General features: G+C 60.6%; 15 protein-coding genes. 11 read left to right on the top strand and 4 right to left on the bottom strand.

Going from position 1 to position 14,515, the window contains the following annotated elements:
- Window positions 1-35: 35 nt before the first annotated feature.
- On the bottom strand, window positions 36-1,181 hold the full coding sequence (locus BLW50_RS19230) for an ABC transporter substrate-binding protein (protein ID WP_090705499.1): 1,146 nt from the start codon (window positions 1,179-1,181) through the stop codon (window positions 36-38).
- A 228-nt stretch (window positions 1,182-1,409) separates the two neighbouring features.
- Between BLW50_RS19230 and BLW50_RS19225 the strand changes: the two genes are divergently transcribed.
- Entirely contained in the window at window positions 1,410-2,138 is a 729-nt protein-coding gene (locus BLW50_RS19225) for an alpha/beta fold hydrolase (protein WP_210186101.1), read from the top strand.
- Window positions 2,139-2,328: 190 nt separating this feature from the next.
- Here the strand turns inward: BLW50_RS19225 and BLW50_RS19220 are convergent, their stop codons facing one another.
- Window positions 2,329-2,568 carry a hypothetical protein gene (locus BLW50_RS19220; RefSeq protein WP_090705494.1) on the bottom strand — a complete coding sequence of 80 codons (240 nt, stop codon included), beginning with the start codon at window positions 2,566-2,568 and terminating at the stop codon, window positions 2,329-2,331.
- A 98-nt stretch (window positions 2,569-2,666) separates the two neighbouring features.
- Between BLW50_RS19220 and BLW50_RS19215 the strand changes: the two genes are divergently transcribed.
- From BLW50_RS19215 to BLW50_RS19180, 8 genes are all read left to right on the top strand, one after another.
- Window positions 2,667-2,891: a hypothetical protein gene (locus BLW50_RS19215; protein WP_090705491.1), complete on the top strand. Its 225-nt coding sequence runs from the start codon at window positions 2,667-2,669 to the stop codon at window positions 2,889-2,891.
- A gap of 24 nt (window positions 2,892-2,915) precedes the next feature.
- Complete coding sequence (locus BLW50_RS19210; protein WP_090705489.1) at window positions 2,916-4,229, top strand: aromatic ring-hydroxylating dioxygenase subunit alpha; 1,314 nt, start codon at window positions 2,916-2,918, stop codon at window positions 4,227-4,229.
- 9 nt (window positions 4,230-4,238) lie between these two features.
- Window positions 4,239-4,721 (top strand): aromatic-ring-hydroxylating dioxygenase subunit beta, encoded by a 483-nt coding sequence (locus BLW50_RS19205; RefSeq protein WP_090705487.1) that lies wholly within the window; start codon window positions 4,239-4,241, stop codon window positions 4,719-4,721.
- 7 nt (window positions 4,722-4,728) lie between these two features.
- The gene (locus BLW50_RS19200; protein WP_090709373.1) at window positions 4,729-5,472 is read left to right on the top strand and encodes an SDR family NAD(P)-dependent oxidoreductase; all 744 of its coding nucleotides are present in this window, start codon (window positions 4,729-4,731) and stop codon (window positions 5,470-5,472) included.
- A 44-nt stretch (window positions 5,473-5,516) separates the two neighbouring features.
- Window positions 5,517-6,695: a thiolase family protein gene (locus tag BLW50_RS19195; RefSeq protein ID WP_090705485.1), complete on the top strand. Its 1,179-nt coding sequence runs from the start codon at window positions 5,517-5,519 to the stop codon at window positions 6,693-6,695.
- On the top strand, window positions 6,692-7,936 hold the full coding sequence (locus BLW50_RS19190; RefSeq protein WP_090705484.1) for an SDR family NAD(P)-dependent oxidoreductase: 1,245 nt from the start codon (window positions 6,692-6,694) through the stop codon (window positions 7,934-7,936). Before BLW50_RS19195 ends, BLW50_RS19190 begins: the two co-directional genes overlap by 4 nt.
- Window positions 7,937-7,964: 28 nt before the next feature.
- A complete protein-coding gene (locus BLW50_RS19185) occupies window positions 7,965-8,744 on the top strand; it encodes a cyclase family protein (protein WP_170850249.1) in 780 nt (259 codons plus the stop codon).
- Between the two features lie 87 nt (window positions 8,745-8,831).
- Window positions 8,832-9,710: a phosphonopyruvate hydrolase gene (locus BLW50_RS19180; protein WP_090705480.1), complete on the top strand. Its 879-nt coding sequence runs from the start codon at window positions 8,832-8,834 to the stop codon at window positions 9,708-9,710.
- A gap of 21 nt (window positions 9,711-9,731) precedes the next feature.
- Here BLW50_RS19180 and BLW50_RS19175 read toward each other — a convergent pair whose 3' ends face one another.
- Complete coding sequence (locus tag BLW50_RS19175; protein WP_090705478.1) at window positions 9,732-11,381, bottom strand: AMP-binding protein; 1,650 nt, start codon at window positions 11,379-11,381, stop codon at window positions 9,732-9,734.
- 119 nt (window positions 11,382-11,500) lie between these two features.
- Here BLW50_RS19175 and BLW50_RS19170 point away from each other — a divergent pair, with 119 nt between their 5' ends.
- Window positions 11,501-13,120, top strand: a complete 1,620-nt coding sequence (locus BLW50_RS19170) for an ATP-dependent acyl-CoA ligase (protein ID WP_090705475.1) — start codon at window positions 11,501-11,503, stop codon at window positions 13,118-13,120.
- Between the two features lie 26 nt (window positions 13,121-13,146).
- Here the strand turns inward: BLW50_RS19170 and BLW50_RS19165 are convergent, their stop codons facing one another.
- Window positions 13,147-13,773, bottom strand: coding sequence for a MarR family winged helix-turn-helix transcriptional regulator (locus BLW50_RS19165; protein WP_244544317.1), 627 nt, complete (start codon window positions 13,771-13,773; stop codon window positions 13,147-13,149).
- A 228-nt stretch (window positions 13,774-14,001) separates the two neighbouring features.
- Between BLW50_RS19165 and BLW50_RS19160 the strand changes: the two genes are divergently transcribed.
- Window positions 14,002-14,490, top strand: a complete 489-nt coding sequence (locus BLW50_RS19160) for an acyl-CoA thioesterase (protein WP_210186100.1) — start codon at window positions 14,002-14,004, stop codon at window positions 14,488-14,490.
- Window positions 14,491-14,515 lie beyond the last annotated feature (25 nt).

The raw sequence follows: 14,515 nt of genomic DNA, 5'->3' as shown, positions 1-14,515 counted from the left end.
CTAGAGACCTTCTCCCTTGCGGGCCATTCGCCGGATTAAGGCGCATATTTCCAGGTGCCGTTTTCGAGCTTGACGATCACCAGCGCTCGATCATCGACGCCATAGGTTTCGCCCGGCTTGAAATTGTACACGGCATGGGTGCCCGCCAGTTCCTTGGTCTTGAAGATTTCATCCTTCAAAGCTGTGCGGAATTCCGGCGTGCCAGGCTTGGCGACCTTGAGCGCGCGCTCGGCCGCACCCAGGAAGATCAGCCAGCCGTCGAAGGCATAAGCCGAGAAGACGTCGGTTGTCGGTGCGCCGATGGCTTTCTGATAGGCGGCCCGGAAATCCATCGAGATCTTCTTGGCGTAATGGCTGTCCGGCAATTGCTCGGCAACGATCACAGGACCAGCCGACACCTGAATGCCTTCAGCTGCTTTGCCGCCGACACGCACGAAGTCAGGATTGATCAGCGCGACGGTGCCGTAGTTCTTGCCCTTGTAGCCGCGCTCGGAGAGCGATAGCAGCGGCAGAGCGCCCTGGGTGCCGGAGCCGCCATTGAGTACGCCATCGGGGCGCGCGGCGAGAACCTTGAGGATCTGGCCGGTCACGGAGGTGTCGGCGCGCGCATAGCGTTCGTTGGTCAGCACCTTGATCAGGCCGGCCTGTTCGGCGGCCTTCGCGCCAGTATAGACGAGGTCGCCCCACGCGTCGGAAAAGCCGATGAAGCCGACATTCTTGACACCGTCACGGACCATGCGATCGGCGACGACTTTGACAAGCAAGGTGGCCGGCTGAGGGACCGCGATAGCCCATTGCTCGCCGCTGGCAGTGAGGTTGATTGGCGAAACAGCGATCATCGGCGTTTTGAGTTCGGCGGCAACCGCGGCCATGGCGATGGTCGATGGCGCCGTCGCCGTGCCGATCAGAAGGTCGACTTTTTCTTCCTCGACCAGTTTGCGGGCGTTACGCGTTGCCGATGAAGGATCGGAACCATCATCGAGTTGGATGAGCTTGATCTTCTCGCCGCCGACTTCGCTGCGATATTCATAAGCAGCCGTGGCGCCACGGCCATAGGGAATGCCGATGGAGGAGCCGGCGCCGCTGAGCGATGTTACAAATCCGATGCGGATCTCAGCGGATGCCGAGGTTGCCAATGCCAATGCCGTTGACAAGGAAAGCAGAAGTTTCAACGCGCGCATATGTAGTCTCCCTCTCCGAATTCTTCGCCTCGTATTCTTAATATTTGCTGGTTCAGCATCGAGTGTTCTAGCTTCGGGTCAAGTCAGGAATGCAAGACACGAACAATGAGCCCGAAAGGCAAGCAAGTGCCGAGCCAGATAGATACGTCTCGAACGCAAACCTCCTTCGTTGCAACAAAGTCGGGACGACTTCACGTTGCTTGTGCTGGAGAAGGTTACCCTGTTCTGTTGCTGCACCAAACGCCGCGTTCGTGGGACGAGTATCGCGATGTTCTGCCGTTGCTGGGACGATCGTTTCGCGTCACCGCGATGGACACGCCGGGCTTCGGTGCATCGCAGAGCTTGCCGCCGGGACAGGTGTCCATCGAGAATTGGGCGCGCGCAGCGCTCTCCCTGCTCGATGAACTTGGCATTGTTGAAGCTGCTGTTGTCGGCCATCACACCGGTGCGGCGATCGCACTGGAGATCGCCGCCGCCGCGCCGCAGCGTGTGAGCGCTTTGGTTCTTTCGGCCTGTCCGTTCGTCGATGCCACGCGACGTGAAAAGCATGGCAACGCTCAAGTCATCGACGACGTCGACATACGCGCCGATGGCGCCCATCTGGCCGAGTTGTGGCGTCGGCGCCAGCCGTTCTATCCCATTGGCGATACGGCGCTTCTGAGCCGTTTCATGATCGATGCCCTGCGCGCCGGGCCTTTGGCTGCCGAAGGCCACAGGGCCGTCAATCGCTATGTGATGGAAGCGCGCATTGGCGCGGTGCGTTGCCCGACGCTTGTTCTGGCCCCATGCCTCGATCCGCATGCCTATCCGGCCGCGTCCCGCGTCGCTCAGGCGATCACGGGGAGCGTTTTGCGGGATGTCGAAGGCGCGATGGTGCCATTTCCAGATCAGATGCCCGAGACGTTCGCCTCTCTGGTGCGAGATTTCATCGGGCAGCAACGGCGGGCTGCAGTCTGAACTGGAAACGGCAACGCGTTCCATGCTCAGCTTTCTCCAGCGCGGCGCCAGAGAAGAGATAATGCCAAGCCTAAGAATTCCCCGGCCGGCTGTCTCACAGCATGCTGCTCCCAGGCATCATATCGGTCCCCTCGTTAGCCGATGTGCTGACGGTAATTCCTTTATACATAAAATGATAAATCGATGAACGTCAACTCGCTTCAATCGCGACGAGATGCTGGCGCTGTAAATTTGGAGTGACGATCGCGAAACGATAGGGAGTGATTTCCCGATTATGCCCATGGTTATTGCTGAAAAAAGCGATGATCATTGATGTTTTGCGGTGCGTTTTGATCAAGCTCTGTGCAATCGGATTTGCGTTGCGGCTGGTCGCAAGCTGGGCGGCAGTTCCGATGATTGACGAGCAAACTACTTTATGATTGAAGTTCATTGAATTCGGAGCGTGCTCCCAGCAGTCCCGCCGGATCTTGATCCGACGAACTCCGGCCGTACCGGCTTCGCGATCGACGGGAGGCCTTGCATTCAGTCATGAGTGGGCGGATCGAGACAGGCGTTCGCAAATCCGCGCCCCGGCGCGCGTTCATCTGCCCGTCGGGTGGAACGCCGCTGTGTGCAGCGGTTCTCACACCCATCGAAATTGATCCGCTGTCCGTGCGCACGGATTATGATCCGCTTGTCGACGTTGCCGCCGGGGTGGCGTGGCCGTTCAAATGCGCCCAATCGGGGCGTGCCTCTTTGATCCTTGATCTCTAAACAGCCAAAAGCAGCGAGGAAGCCATGGACAAATATCGAAACAATATCGATGCCGTCCGCGCGCTGGTCCGTGACGCCGAAGTGCATCGCGATGTTTACGTCGATCCCGCTATCTTCGAACTCGAAATGGAGCATCTGTTCCGCAACACCTGGGTCTATGTCGGTCACGACAGCCAGGTGCCGAATGCCGGCGACTATTTCGGCACCAGCATCGGCAACCAGCCGGTGCTGATGGTGCGGCACAGCGACGACAAGGTCTATGTGCTGCACAACCGCTGCCCGCATAAGGGCACCAGGATCACCACGGAAACCTGCGGCAACACCGGCAAAATGTTCCGTTGTCCCTATCATGCCTGGAGCTTCCGCACCGACGGATCGCTGCTCGGCGTCCCTCTGCGCAAGGGCTATGAACATGCCGGGTTCGATACCAGCCAAGCCAAGCAGGGCCTGAGCCCGGTCAAGCATGTGCATAATTACCGTGGCTTCGTCTTCGCCAAGCTCAACGATCAAGGGCCTGGTTTCGAGGAATTTTTCGGCGGCAGCTTGTCGAGCATCGACAATATGGTCGATCGTTCGCCGGTTGGCCGGCTTGAAGTGGCCGGCGGCGTTCTGCGCTATATGCACAATTGCAATTGGAAAATGTTGGTCGAGAACCAGACCGACACCTGCCATCCCATGGTGGCGCATGAATCCTCGGCCGGCACGACGATCGAAGTGTGGAAAAACGCGCCGCCTGGCACGCCCAAGCCGATGGCGGTCGAGATCTATGCGCCCTTCATGTCGCCTTATGAATTCTATGAAGGCATGGGCATTCGGGTCTGGCCCAATGGCCATGGCCATACGGGTGTGACCAAGTCGATCCATTCCGACTATTCGGGCGTGCCCGGTTATAGCGAGATGATGGCGCAGGCCTATGGCGAGGAGCGCGCCCACGCGATCCTCAACGAGAACCGCCATAACACCATCTATTATCCGAACATGATGATGAAGGGGCCGATCCAACTGCTGCGGCTCTTCAAACCTTTGGCAGCCGACAAGACCTTGGTCGAATCCTGGACGTTCCGGCTTGTCGGCGCGCCCGATCTCCTGCTTCAGCGCACGGTGATGTACAATCGGCTGATCAATGCACCGACGTCGATCGTCGGGCATGACGATTTGGAAATGTACGAACGCGCCCAGGAAGGCCTGCATGTCGATGGCAATCAATGGGTCAATCTGCAGCGCCTTTATGAACCCGGCGAGAACCAGGGTGCCGAGGCCGTCACGAACGGCACCAGCGAATGGCAGATGCGCAACCAGTTCCAGGCCTGGAATAAGTTCATGACGATGTCGATGTGAGTGAGGTAGATGGCAGTTCCTTCCAATCAGGACCTCATAGACTTTGTCGTGCGCGAAGCCCGGCTGATCGACCAGCATCGATTTGAGGAATGGCTCGATCTCTTCGCTGAAGACGGCATTTACTGGATGCCGCTGGAATGGGGCCAGACAGATCCGCGGCTGACTACATCCTTGATGTATGAAGACAAGCTATTGCTCAAAATTCGCGTCGAACGGCTGAAAGGCGCCCGCACCTTCAGCCAGAAACCGAAGAGCCGTTGCCATCACGTGCTGCAGGTGCCGCAGGTCGATCAGCGCGACGATGCGGCGGGCAGTTATGTCTTGTGGACGCCGATGCATTATGTCGAGACGCGCCTCGACGAGCAGAAACTCTATGCCGCCTGGGCAACGCACACACTGGCGTGGGTCGATGGCACCCTGCGCATCAAGATGAAGCGCGTTGATATCGTCAATTGCGACGCCGCTTTCGGCAATATTCAATTGTTCATGTGAGTTGGTGATGAAAGCAAAGAAGGCGGAACGCAAGTTAGCGGTGGTGACTGGCGGCAGTGTCGGGATCGGCGCCGCCATATGTCAAGCGCTCCTCGCCGCCAATTACGACGTCGCGTCGCTCGATCGGCAGAAGCCGGATTGGTCGCACGTGCGGCTGAAGGCCATCGACATCGATCTCTTGGACGCGGCCGCGACAGAACAGGTGGCAACTGAATTGGCGCGCTCGGCCCCAGTCAGTCATTTCGTCCACAATGCCGGTATCATCCTGCCCAATCTCGTCGAGGCGGCGAGCCCCGAGGATCTTGTCACGCTCACCCGGCTGCATCTTGCCGCTCCGTTGGTTCTCCTCAAGGCGTTTCTTCCTGGCTTCAAGGCGCGGCGTGAGGGGCGCGTGATCCTTATTTCCTCGCGCGCCGCCCTTGGCGTCGTCACCCGCACTGCCTATTCCGCCACCAAGGCTGGGATTATCGGCATGGGCCGCACCTGGGCGCTGGAACTGGCGCCACACGGCATCACCGTGAATATGGTGGCGCCGGGGCCGATCGGCACGACGCAGATGTTTCAGGAGCTTGTGCCCGCCGGCAGCGATCTGGAAAGCGCCATCGCCAAATCCATCCCCGCCGGGCGTCTGGGGTCGCCGGAAGATGTGGCCAATGCGGTTTTGTTCTTCGCCCAACCGCAATCGAGCTTTGTCACCGGCCAGGTGCTCTATGTCTGTGGTGGAGCCAGCGTCGGCGTTTCGCCGGTCTGAAAATGCCTGCTCCACCCATCGCTCTTCTATCTTGAAAGCTCCCTATGTCTGGTTTTCTGCGCAGGCCCTATGATCAGGTTGTCGTGGCCGCGCCCGTCACCATTCCCTATGCGCGCTATTCCATCAAAAGCGCCCATTGGTGGATCGGACGCGCGCTGAAGGCTTTGACCGAGGCGGCGGGCATCACCCCCCGCGACATCGACGGCTTCTGCGTGTCGAGCTTCACCCTGGGGATGGATACGGGCATTGGCCTCACCCAGCATTTCGGCCTGTGCGTGCGCTGGCTCGATCACATTCCGCTCGGCGGCGCCAGCGCCATCGCGGCTCTGCGTCGCGCCGCCCGTGCCGTCGAAGCGCATGACGCCGATATCATCGCCTGCGTTGCCGGCGACACTAATCACGTCGATTCCTTCCGCCGCACGCTGGAGAATTTCTCGCGCTTCTCGTCGGATGCGGTCTATCCCCATGGCGCCGGTGGCGCGAACGGCAGTTTCGCACTGATCGCCCGCAATTACATGCGCACTTATGGCGTTGAGCGCGAGGATCTGGGCCGGATCGCCGTGTCGCAGCGGGCGAATGCTCTGCGCAATCCGCATGCGCTGATGAAGGCGCCTCTGACGTTGGATCAATATATGGCGGCGCGTCCGATCGCCGATCCGATCCATCTGTTTGATTGCGTCATGCCCTGCGCCGGCGCGGAGGCCTTTCTGGTCATGCGCGAGGAGACGGCCAAGGCGCTTGGCATCACCGGGGCGAAATTGCTCGGCACCATCGAGCGTCACAACGCCTTCGGCAATGATCCCATGCAGGTGCGCGGCGGCTGGGCGATGGATATCGATGAACTCTACGCGATGGCGGGCGTGAAGCCGCAGGATCTCGATTTCGTTCAGACCTATGACGATTATCCGGTGATCTCGATGATGCAGTTCGAGGATCTCGGTTTCTGTAAGAAGGGCGAAGGCGCCGCATTCGTGCGTCAGCACGATCTGACGATCGATGGCGATTTCCCTCATAACACCAGCGGTGGCCAGCTCTCGGCCGGGCAGGCCGGTGCGGCCGGGGCCTATATTGGCCTCACCGAGGCCGCGCGTCAGGTGCTGGGAACCGCTGGGCCAACCCAGGTCAAGAACGCCAAGGTAGGTCTCGCGTCCGGCTTCGGCATGATCAATTATGATCGCGGTCTGTCCTCGGGCGCAGCGATCCTGGCGGGAGCCACGTCATGACCGAGCCCCTCATCCGCCCCCGCCGCAAAAATCCGCTTCTCCGCTCCCGCTTGCCGACCCTGCCGCCGCAAGGGCGCAGCCGCACCTCCCATGAGCTGACGAGGGCCGCGGCCGAAGGACGCTTCGCTCTGCAATGCTGCGCCGCTTGCGGCAACTTCACCTATCCGGCGCGCGATGCCTGCCCGGTGTGCCTGTCGGATGATCTGGTCTTTAAGGATGCGCCGCGCCGTGGCGTCATCCTGTCGGAAACCACGCTGCACATTCCAGCCGACGTCTATTTCCGCGAACGCGCCCCCTGGCGTATCGGTCTCGTCAAACTCGAGGCCGGCCCGACGATGGTCGCGCACCTGCATGGCGACTGCAAGGAAGGCGACACGGTGCGCATGAGCCTGCAGATCGATAAGGCCGGCCAGCCGGTCGCTTTCGCCCAACCTCAGACAGAGACGCCGCACATGAGCGATGACAAGCAATGGCGGGAAATGACCGCCGATCCGAAATTCCGGCGCGCGCTCGTCACCAATGGCCGCACGGTCATCGGCCAGGAGGTCGTCCGCGCGCTGAAGGAAGCCGGTGCTTCCATCGTCTTCGTCGGTATCGCCGATGCCTGGAAGCCCTTTCCGGGCGAAGCGGCGCTACGCGCCATGGAGGGCGTCACCATCGTGCCGCTCAACGCGGCCGATGAAAAATCGACCTTTGATCTTGCGGCGGACATCGGCAGCAAGATCGATATCCTCGTCAACACCGCCGAACATATCCGTGGCGGCGGACTACTCGATCGTCATGGCACCAGCACATCGGTCGATGAGATTGAACAGAGCTATCTGACCTTCCTGCATCTGGCGCAGGCCTTTGGTCCGGTGATGCGGATGCGCGGCGCCGATGGCGTCGTCAACAGCGCCGCTGCCTGGGTCAATATTCTCTCGGTCTATGCCTTCGCCAACTGGCCGAAGTTCGGCCAATATTCCGCTGTGCAAGCGGCCTGCTTGTCATTGTCGCAATGTTTGCGTGCCGAGCTGCGGCCAGGCGGCGTGCGGGTGATGAATGTGTTCACCGGGCCGCTCGACACTGAATGGTTCCAGACCGTGCCACCGCCGAAACTGGCGCCGCGTGTTCTCGCCACCGGGCTTATCCGGGGGCTGAAGAACGGTCTCGAAGATGTTTTCGTTGGCGATGTCGCCGAAGAAATCCGCCAGCGTTTCGCCGCCAATCCGAAAGCGCTTGAGCGCGAACTCGGCGAATAATTCTCGTAAATTCAGTTGGAGATGGGTCATGGATAAATCGCCGCTTCAGGATTTCGCTTTGGCGATTGCATCCGGCAAGGTCAGGATTGTCGATCTGACATTCACCTTGAGCCCCGACTTCCCCGTTATCGTTCTGCCGCCGGAAGTGGGTCAGGCGATGCCGATGCGCATTCAGCGCATCTCGCGCTATGACGATGCCGGGCCCGGCTGGTATTGGAACAACATCACGCTGTGTGAACATACCGGCACCCATTTCGACGCGCCGATTCACTGGCACACCGGCAAAGACCTGCCGAACAATGCGGTCGACACGCTGCCGGTTCAGGACATGATCGCGCCGGCCTGCGTCATCGATTGTTCGGCGGAGGCCGCGAAAGACGCGGATTTTCTGCTGACTGTTCCCATCGTCGAAGCTTGGGAGGCCAAGCACGGCCGCATTCCCGAACGTCATTGGGTGCTGCTGCGCACCGATTGGTCGAAGCGGAATTTCCGCGACTACGCCAATTTGAAGGATGACGGCGCCCACACCCCGGGGCCAAATGCCGAAGTCATGCGTTGGCTCGTCCATGAACGTGGTGTCATCGGCTTTGGGACTGAGACCATCGGTACCGACTGGGGCCAAGCCTTCCATCTCGATCCACCTCTGCCGGCGCATCATTACCTGCATGGCGCTGGCCGCTACGGCCTGCAATGCCTGTGCAATCTCGACCAGCTGCCGCCGACAGGCGCGATGATCGTATCGGCGCCGCTGAAGATCGAGAACGGCTCCGGCAGCCCGCTGCGCGTGCTGGCGCTGGTCACGAACTAGAGCAGGGACGACGCCTGAGGTTGACCCCTATTGCCGTGAGTCCGATATAGCATTCCATCAACGAATGTTTGGACGAAGGGCGACACCATGGTGCAGGATAACCCCAAGGCTGCAGCGCTTCGCGCTAAGCTCGACGTCCGCAAACCTGCGCTTGCCATGGCCGCGCACAATCCGCTTGCGGCCAAACTCGCCGCTGGCGCGGGCTTTGATGCCATCTGGGGCAGCGGCTTCGAGTTGTCGGCCTCTTATGCGGTGCCCGATGCCAATATTCTGGCGATGGATACGCATCTCGAGATGATGCGCGCGATCGGCGAGGCGCAGGATGCCCCGGTCATCGCCGATATCGACACGGGCTTCGGCAACGCGGTCAACGTTGCCTATGTCGTGCCGCGCTATGTGGCGGCTGGCGTGGCAGCGGTCGTCATGGAAGACAAGACCTTTCCGAAAGACAGCAGCCTGCGCGCCGGTGGTCGGCAGGAATTGGTCTCGGTTGGCGAGTTCCAGGGCAAGATCGAAGCGGCCAAGGCGGCTGCTGGTGGCGCCCTGGTGATGGCGCGCACGGAAGCGCTTATCGCCGGCTTGGGCGAAGAGGAGGCGCTGGCCCGTGGCCGCGCCTATGTCGAGGCGGGCGCCGACGCCGTGTTGATTCACAGCAAGCAGAAGACACCCAACGAAATCTTGTCATTCTGCCGGGCCTGGCCGGGGCAGGTGCCGCTGGTTTTGGTGCCGACGAGCTATCCGCAACTCTCGTTCGCCGATGTCGGCGCCCTGGAAAAGGTCGGGCTGATCATCTGCGGCAACCATGCCATTCGTGCCGCCGTCGCCGCGATGCAAAGCACCTTTCGGCGTATTCTGGCCGAAGGCGGCATTGCTGGAGTGGAAAACGACATCGCCTCGGTCGCCGAGGTGTTTGCCCTGCAAGGCGATGCACGCATGCGGGAGCTCGAAAAGGCCTATCTGCGCTGAGGCGCGCGTTCCAGTCCAAGCCTAGTTCTTGCCCGCCGGCGCCTTGCGCAACTGTGCTTTCAGCGCCCGGAAGTCGAAGGCCGTCTGCTCGCGCACCGCAGTGGTCGCCAATGTCTTGACCTCGCCACGGGCGATCTTCTTCGTCGATGACAGCGGCAGGCTGTCGACGAAGGCGATATAGGCGGGGACCTTGTGATAGGCGAGCGTTTCCGCCGCGCCTTGGACGATGCTCTCGGCCAGCGCCGCATCAGGCTTCGCGGCGCTCTCGGAACGCACGACGAAAGCGAAAACCTCCTCGCCACGCAGATCGTCGGGAACCGGCGTTACGGCGGTTGCTTCCACCATCGGCAATTTATGCAGCGCGGATTCGACCTCCAGCACCGCGATATTCTCGCCGCTGCGCCGGACAATACTTTTTTTGCGATCGAAGAAGTACAACAGACCGTCCGGCCCGGCGGAGACATAGTCGCCGGTGTGGAACCAGCCGCCATCCCAGGCTTCCGCCGTGCTTGTTGGATCATCGAGATAGGCTGTGAAGAAACCGGCGCGCGGGTCATCGCCTTTGGCGCGCACCAGAAGTTCGCCGGGCTCGCCGGCTTTTGCGGCCTCACCTTCTTCATTGACCAAACGATAGTCCATGGTCGCAGCAGGACGCCCGATGCAGCGCGAGGCGAAGCCGCCGGGCTCTTGTGCGGTGGTCGTCGCGGCAGCGCCGCCGGTCTCCGTCATCGCCCAGGCATCGACGATGGGAATGCCATAGCGTTCTTCGAAGGTCGCTCGGTGGCGCACGTCGACCGCCGGTGCGAAGGCGAAGCGCACCTGGTGTTGCCGTTCACTCTCGCTCACCGGCAGTTGCAGCAGAATGGCGGGAATGACGCCGAGGCAGTGGACGATGGTTGCTTTGCTGTCGGCGACGCTTGCCCACCAGCGCGTCGCGCTGAAACGGTCGAGCGGCACGATGGCGCCACCGATCACCATCATGCCGACCGCGCTGGCGCCAAGCGCGTTCATATGGAACATCGGCAGTGGCGTCAGATTGATTTCGTCCTCGCTTTTCACGGCCGCCGTGCCGCCCTGGTTGACGTACCAGTCGGCGACACCCAGGAAATAGCGGTTCGACAGCACGCAGCCCTTCGGCTGCGCCGTGCTGCCCGATGTGAACAGCAAGGCGCATTCGTTGCCGGAGGCATCGTTCTGCCCGGTCACGGTGCTCTGGCTGGCGGGAATAGCAGCGCCCGGCCCGATGAGACGGGCGCGCCCGAGGTCCGCTTGCCGGGCCATTGCCATGCGTTCTTCCGAAGCGATCAGAAGATCGGCCCGTGATTTATGCAATTGATAGGACAGCTCGTCGGTGCGCAGATCCGGATTGATCGGTGCGATCGAAACACCGAGTGCGTTCAGCGCCAGCCAGTGCTCGAAGAATTCCGGGTGATTGTCGAGCAGCAAAGCCACACGCGCGCCGCAGCCATAGCCGGCGGCTGCGAGTTCTGCTTTCAAGCTCTCGACCCGCTTCAGCATGTCGCCGTAGCTGATGCGAAATCCGTCGCGCGCATAGGACAGTTCCGCGCTCGCCGGAGCGATCAGAAACGGCGCCTCCGGCCGTCGTGCCGCCGCCGCGGTGAAAGCTTCGTAGGGAGAACGGTACTGTGTCAGGACATCGAGATGCGACATGGATCACCAGAGTGGCCGATTGCGGCGAGGCTTCGAAATCACTTTAGGCATAAAATATCTCGTAATCCATAGCCCTCCATGTCATAGTTTCTACGAGAGCGATTTCCAGGAGATCGGCATTGGATCCGGTTGCGCGTGCTTCTTCCGACGTTGGGACATCAGGCGATCGTTTCCAAGACATCGTGGCGCAATTCGCTCCGTCCGAACGGGTCCTGACGACAATTCTGACCAGGCAGGCCGCCCGTTATGGCGACCGGATCCTGCTCGTTGCTGGGAATGTGCAGTGGACTTATGCGCAGACAGCCGAGGTCGCCGCCGCATCGGCGCAAAGCCTGGCAGCAGTGGGCATCGCCCCTGGCGATCGCGTCGCGATCCTGGCCTCCAACCGCGCGGAATTTCTGGAAATTTATCTCGGCTGTGCCTGGCTCGGCGCCGTGGCCGTGCCGATCAATCCGGCGCTGCGCGGTCCGCAGCTGCAGCATATCTTTCGCAATTCCGGCCCCAAACTTCTCGTGGTCGAAGAGATCTATCGGCCCAATCTCGAGGCGGTGAGCGAGGCGGGCCTGCTGCCGGAATTGCTCTGGACCATCGATGCAACTGGCCTTGAACGCGGCGCGGGTACACAGCAGAAGGTTGAGCTGCCGCTGCCGCGCCCGGGCGATACCGTCGCGGTCCTCTACACATCCGGCACGACCGGCCCGGCGAAAGGCGTCTGCTGCCCGCAGGCGCAGCTATTCTGGTGGGGCATCTATTCCGCCCGCGCCCTTGGCATCCGCGAAGGCGATGTCTTGCTGACGACTCTGCCGATTTTTCACACCAATGCGTTGAACGCCTTCTATCAGGCGCTGCTCAACGGTTGCACCTATGTGTTGGAGCCGAAATTCTCAGCATCTGGCTTCTGGCCGGCGGTGCGCAAGCACCACGCCACCGTCACCTATCTTCTCGGCGCCATGGCGGCCATCCTGCTGGCGCAACCAGAGAACGCTGACGACGCCAATCATTCCGTGCGCGTCGCGTTAGGCGGCGGTGTTCCCGCCCGCTTCCATGATCTGTTCCGGCAGCGCTTTGGCGTGCCGCTGGTTGATGGCTATGGATCGACGGAAACCAATTTCGTGTTCGCCAGTCCCATTCCCTCGGATCGTCCGGGCTCCATGGGTTATCTCGTCGAAGGCATGGAAGCGCGCATCGTCGACGCTGATGATGCGCCGGTCGCCGATGGCGAGGCCGGCGAGCTGATTTTGCGGGCGCGCGAGCCTTTTGCCTTTGCGACAGGCTATTTCGGCATGTCTGAGAAAACCGTCGAGGCGTGGCGCAATCTGTGGTTTCACAGCGGCGACCGCGTCGTCCGCCATGTCAGCGGCCATTATTATTTCATCGACCGGATGAAGGATGCGATCCGCCGCCGTGGCGAGAACGTGTCGTCATGGGAGGTCGAAGACGTGATCCACGTCCATCCCGCTGTCGCCGCCTGCGCGGTCTATCCGGTGCCCTCCGAACTGGGTGAGGACGAGGTGGCGGTCGCCGTGCAGCGCAAGGCCGGCGTGGACCTGCTTCCCCTTGATCTCATCAAATATTGCGAGGGGCGGATGGCCTATTTCGCGGTGCCGCGTTTCGTCCGCTTCGTTGACGAGATGCCGCTGACCGAGAATGGCAAGATCAAGAAAGTCAGCCTGCGCGAGGCCGGTCTCACCGCCGACATGTGGGATCGCGAAAGCACGGGCTATAAATTGCGTCGATAGCAGATGAATCGGGGCGAGCCGAGGCGCTACTTTCCCGTGCCGTCGGGTTCGCTGTCCTTCAAAACCCGCTTCAGCTTTGACAGCTGCTGAACCATCGACTCGATATCATTGCCGTCCACGTCCTGGAACATGTCGTTCAGCCATTGGCCGTGTTTCTTCGCCATGCGCCGGAATTTCTTGCGTCCCTCAACGGTGAGGCAGACGATCTGCACGCGTCGGTCCAAACTCGACGGCGAACGGGTGATATAACCTTCCTCGATCAGGCGCGTGAGGATGGGCGTGATATTGCCGGCCGAAACCATGAGACGCTTGGAAAGCTCGCCCAAAACGAGACCGCCGGGTTCGAAATCCAGCTGCGCCAGAAGCTCAAAACGGGGCAGGGTGAAATCGAACTGTTCGCGAAAATTCCGCCGCAGCTTGCCGCTGACCAACGTGGTGCAGGCGAGCAGACGCAGCCAGAGCCGGATCTCGGCCCGAAACTCGTTTGCCTCTTCCGGCTTGGAAGCCAGGGACAGATCATCGCTTTCCACGTCAATGCCCAAAATAGTCTCCTGGAATTCCTTCCGGTTCGATACGACCTCGCCACCGTCCACGGGATGTCTTGGGAGGCTTTCTGATTGTTTTGGCGATCTGTCGATCATCAGATCCAGCATCCGCCAACTCTTTTATATCTCAATCATTAGCGATGAGCGACGTTGATGTCGAGTATGGACGTTTCTGAGGCAGTGCTCCACACATCAAAGCGGCATTAAGCTGCATTTTTCGGCATATAGTCTCCTCCATCCTCGGCGCTGTAGCCGGCCGATCATCACGATGGACTCGTACGAGCGGCTAAGGTAGTTTGAAAATAACTTCATGCACAAACTAAATTGAAGGGCCTGATGCCGCGCTTCGTCCCCTTGCCGCTCTCGTCACTGCCCGCCAGCGTCTGGCGCACAAGCTTTCTGATCCGGTTCGGCGATTGCGATCCCGCCGGCATCGTTTACACGCCAGAATATTTCAATATTTTCAATGGTGTAATCGAGGACTGGTACAGCCAGTCCCTAGGATTTCCCTATCATCTACTAATTGGGCAGCGGCGTATGGGCCTGGGCTATGCGCATGTGTCGGCCGATTTCTCCCAGCCCAGTTCCATGGGTGAAGTGCTTGAGGCCGCAATCATCGTCAAGAACATCGGCCGGTCGTCCGTGGCCCTGTCCGTGCATGCCTTCAAGGCGGGTCTCGAATGCGTGCGGGCCAATTTCGTGACCGTGACGACCTCGTTGCGCGATCATGCGGTGATACCGATCCCGGATGATCTGCGCCGGGCTTTTGAAACCTACCGGCAAGGGTGCAATGTGCCGGAACTCACAGAGGGCGTGGCCGAATAGCAAAACAGGCGCTAGCCACGCGATT

This window comes from Beijerinckia sp. 28-YEA-48 (assembly GCF_900104955.1).
In the GTDB taxonomy this organism is placed as follows: Bacteria; Pseudomonadota; Alphaproteobacteria; order Rhizobiales; family Beijerinckiaceae; genus Terripilifer.
The sequence above is the reverse complement of the archived record's forward strand: the minus strand, read 5'-3'. Positions and strand labels throughout refer to the sequence as shown.

What these genes read in the sequence shown, in the direction of transcription:
- BLW50_RS19220 (WP_090705494.1), bottom strand. Translation starts at nt 2,568, where the DNA reads ATGAACTTCAATCATAAAGTAGTTTGCTCGTCAATCATCGGAACTGCC.
- BLW50_RS19215 (WP_090705491.1), top strand. Translation starts at nt 2,667, where the DNA reads ATGAGTGGGCGGATCGAGACAGGCGTTCGCAAATCCGCGCCCCGGCGC.
- BLW50_RS19195 (WP_090705485.1), top strand. Translation starts at nt 5,517, where the DNA reads ATGTCTGGTTTTCTGCGCAGGCCCTATGATCAGGTTGTCGTGGCCGCG.
- BLW50_RS19190 (WP_090705484.1), top strand. Translation starts at nt 6,692, where the DNA reads ATGACCGAGCCCCTCATCCGCCCCCGCCGCAAAAATCCGCTTCTCCGC.
- BLW50_RS19185 (WP_170850249.1), top strand. Translation starts at nt 7,965, where the DNA reads ATGGATAAATCGCCGCTTCAGGATTTCGCTTTGGCGATTGCATCCGGC.
- BLW50_RS19165 (WP_244544317.1), bottom strand. Translation starts at nt 13,773, where the DNA reads ATGCTGGATCTGATGATCGACAGATCGCCAAAACAATCAGAAAGCCTC.
- BLW50_RS19230 (WP_090705499.1), bottom strand. Translation starts at nt 1,181, where the DNA reads ATGCGCGCGTTGAAACTTCTGCTTTCCTTGTCAACGGCATTGGCATTG.
- BLW50_RS19175 (WP_090705478.1), bottom strand. Translation starts at nt 11,381, where the DNA reads ATGTCGCATCTCGATGTCCTGACACAGTACCGTTCTCCCTACGAAGCT.
- BLW50_RS19180 (WP_090705480.1), top strand. Translation starts at nt 8,832, where the DNA reads ATGGTGCAGGATAACCCCAAGGCTGCAGCGCTTCGCGCTAAGCTCGAC.
- BLW50_RS19205 (WP_090705487.1), top strand. Translation starts at nt 4,239, where the DNA reads ATGGCAGTTCCTTCCAATCAGGACCTCATAGACTTTGTCGTGCGCGAA.
- BLW50_RS19210 (WP_090705489.1), top strand. Translation starts at nt 2,916, where the DNA reads ATGGACAAATATCGAAACAATATCGATGCCGTCCGCGCGCTGGTCCGT.
- BLW50_RS19160 (WP_210186100.1), top strand. Translation starts at nt 14,002, where the DNA reads ATGCCGCGCTTCGTCCCCTTGCCGCTCTCGTCACTGCCCGCCAGCGTC.
- BLW50_RS19200 (WP_090709373.1), top strand. Translation starts at nt 4,729, where the DNA reads ATGAAAGCAAAGAAGGCGGAACGCAAGTTAGCGGTGGTGACTGGCGGC.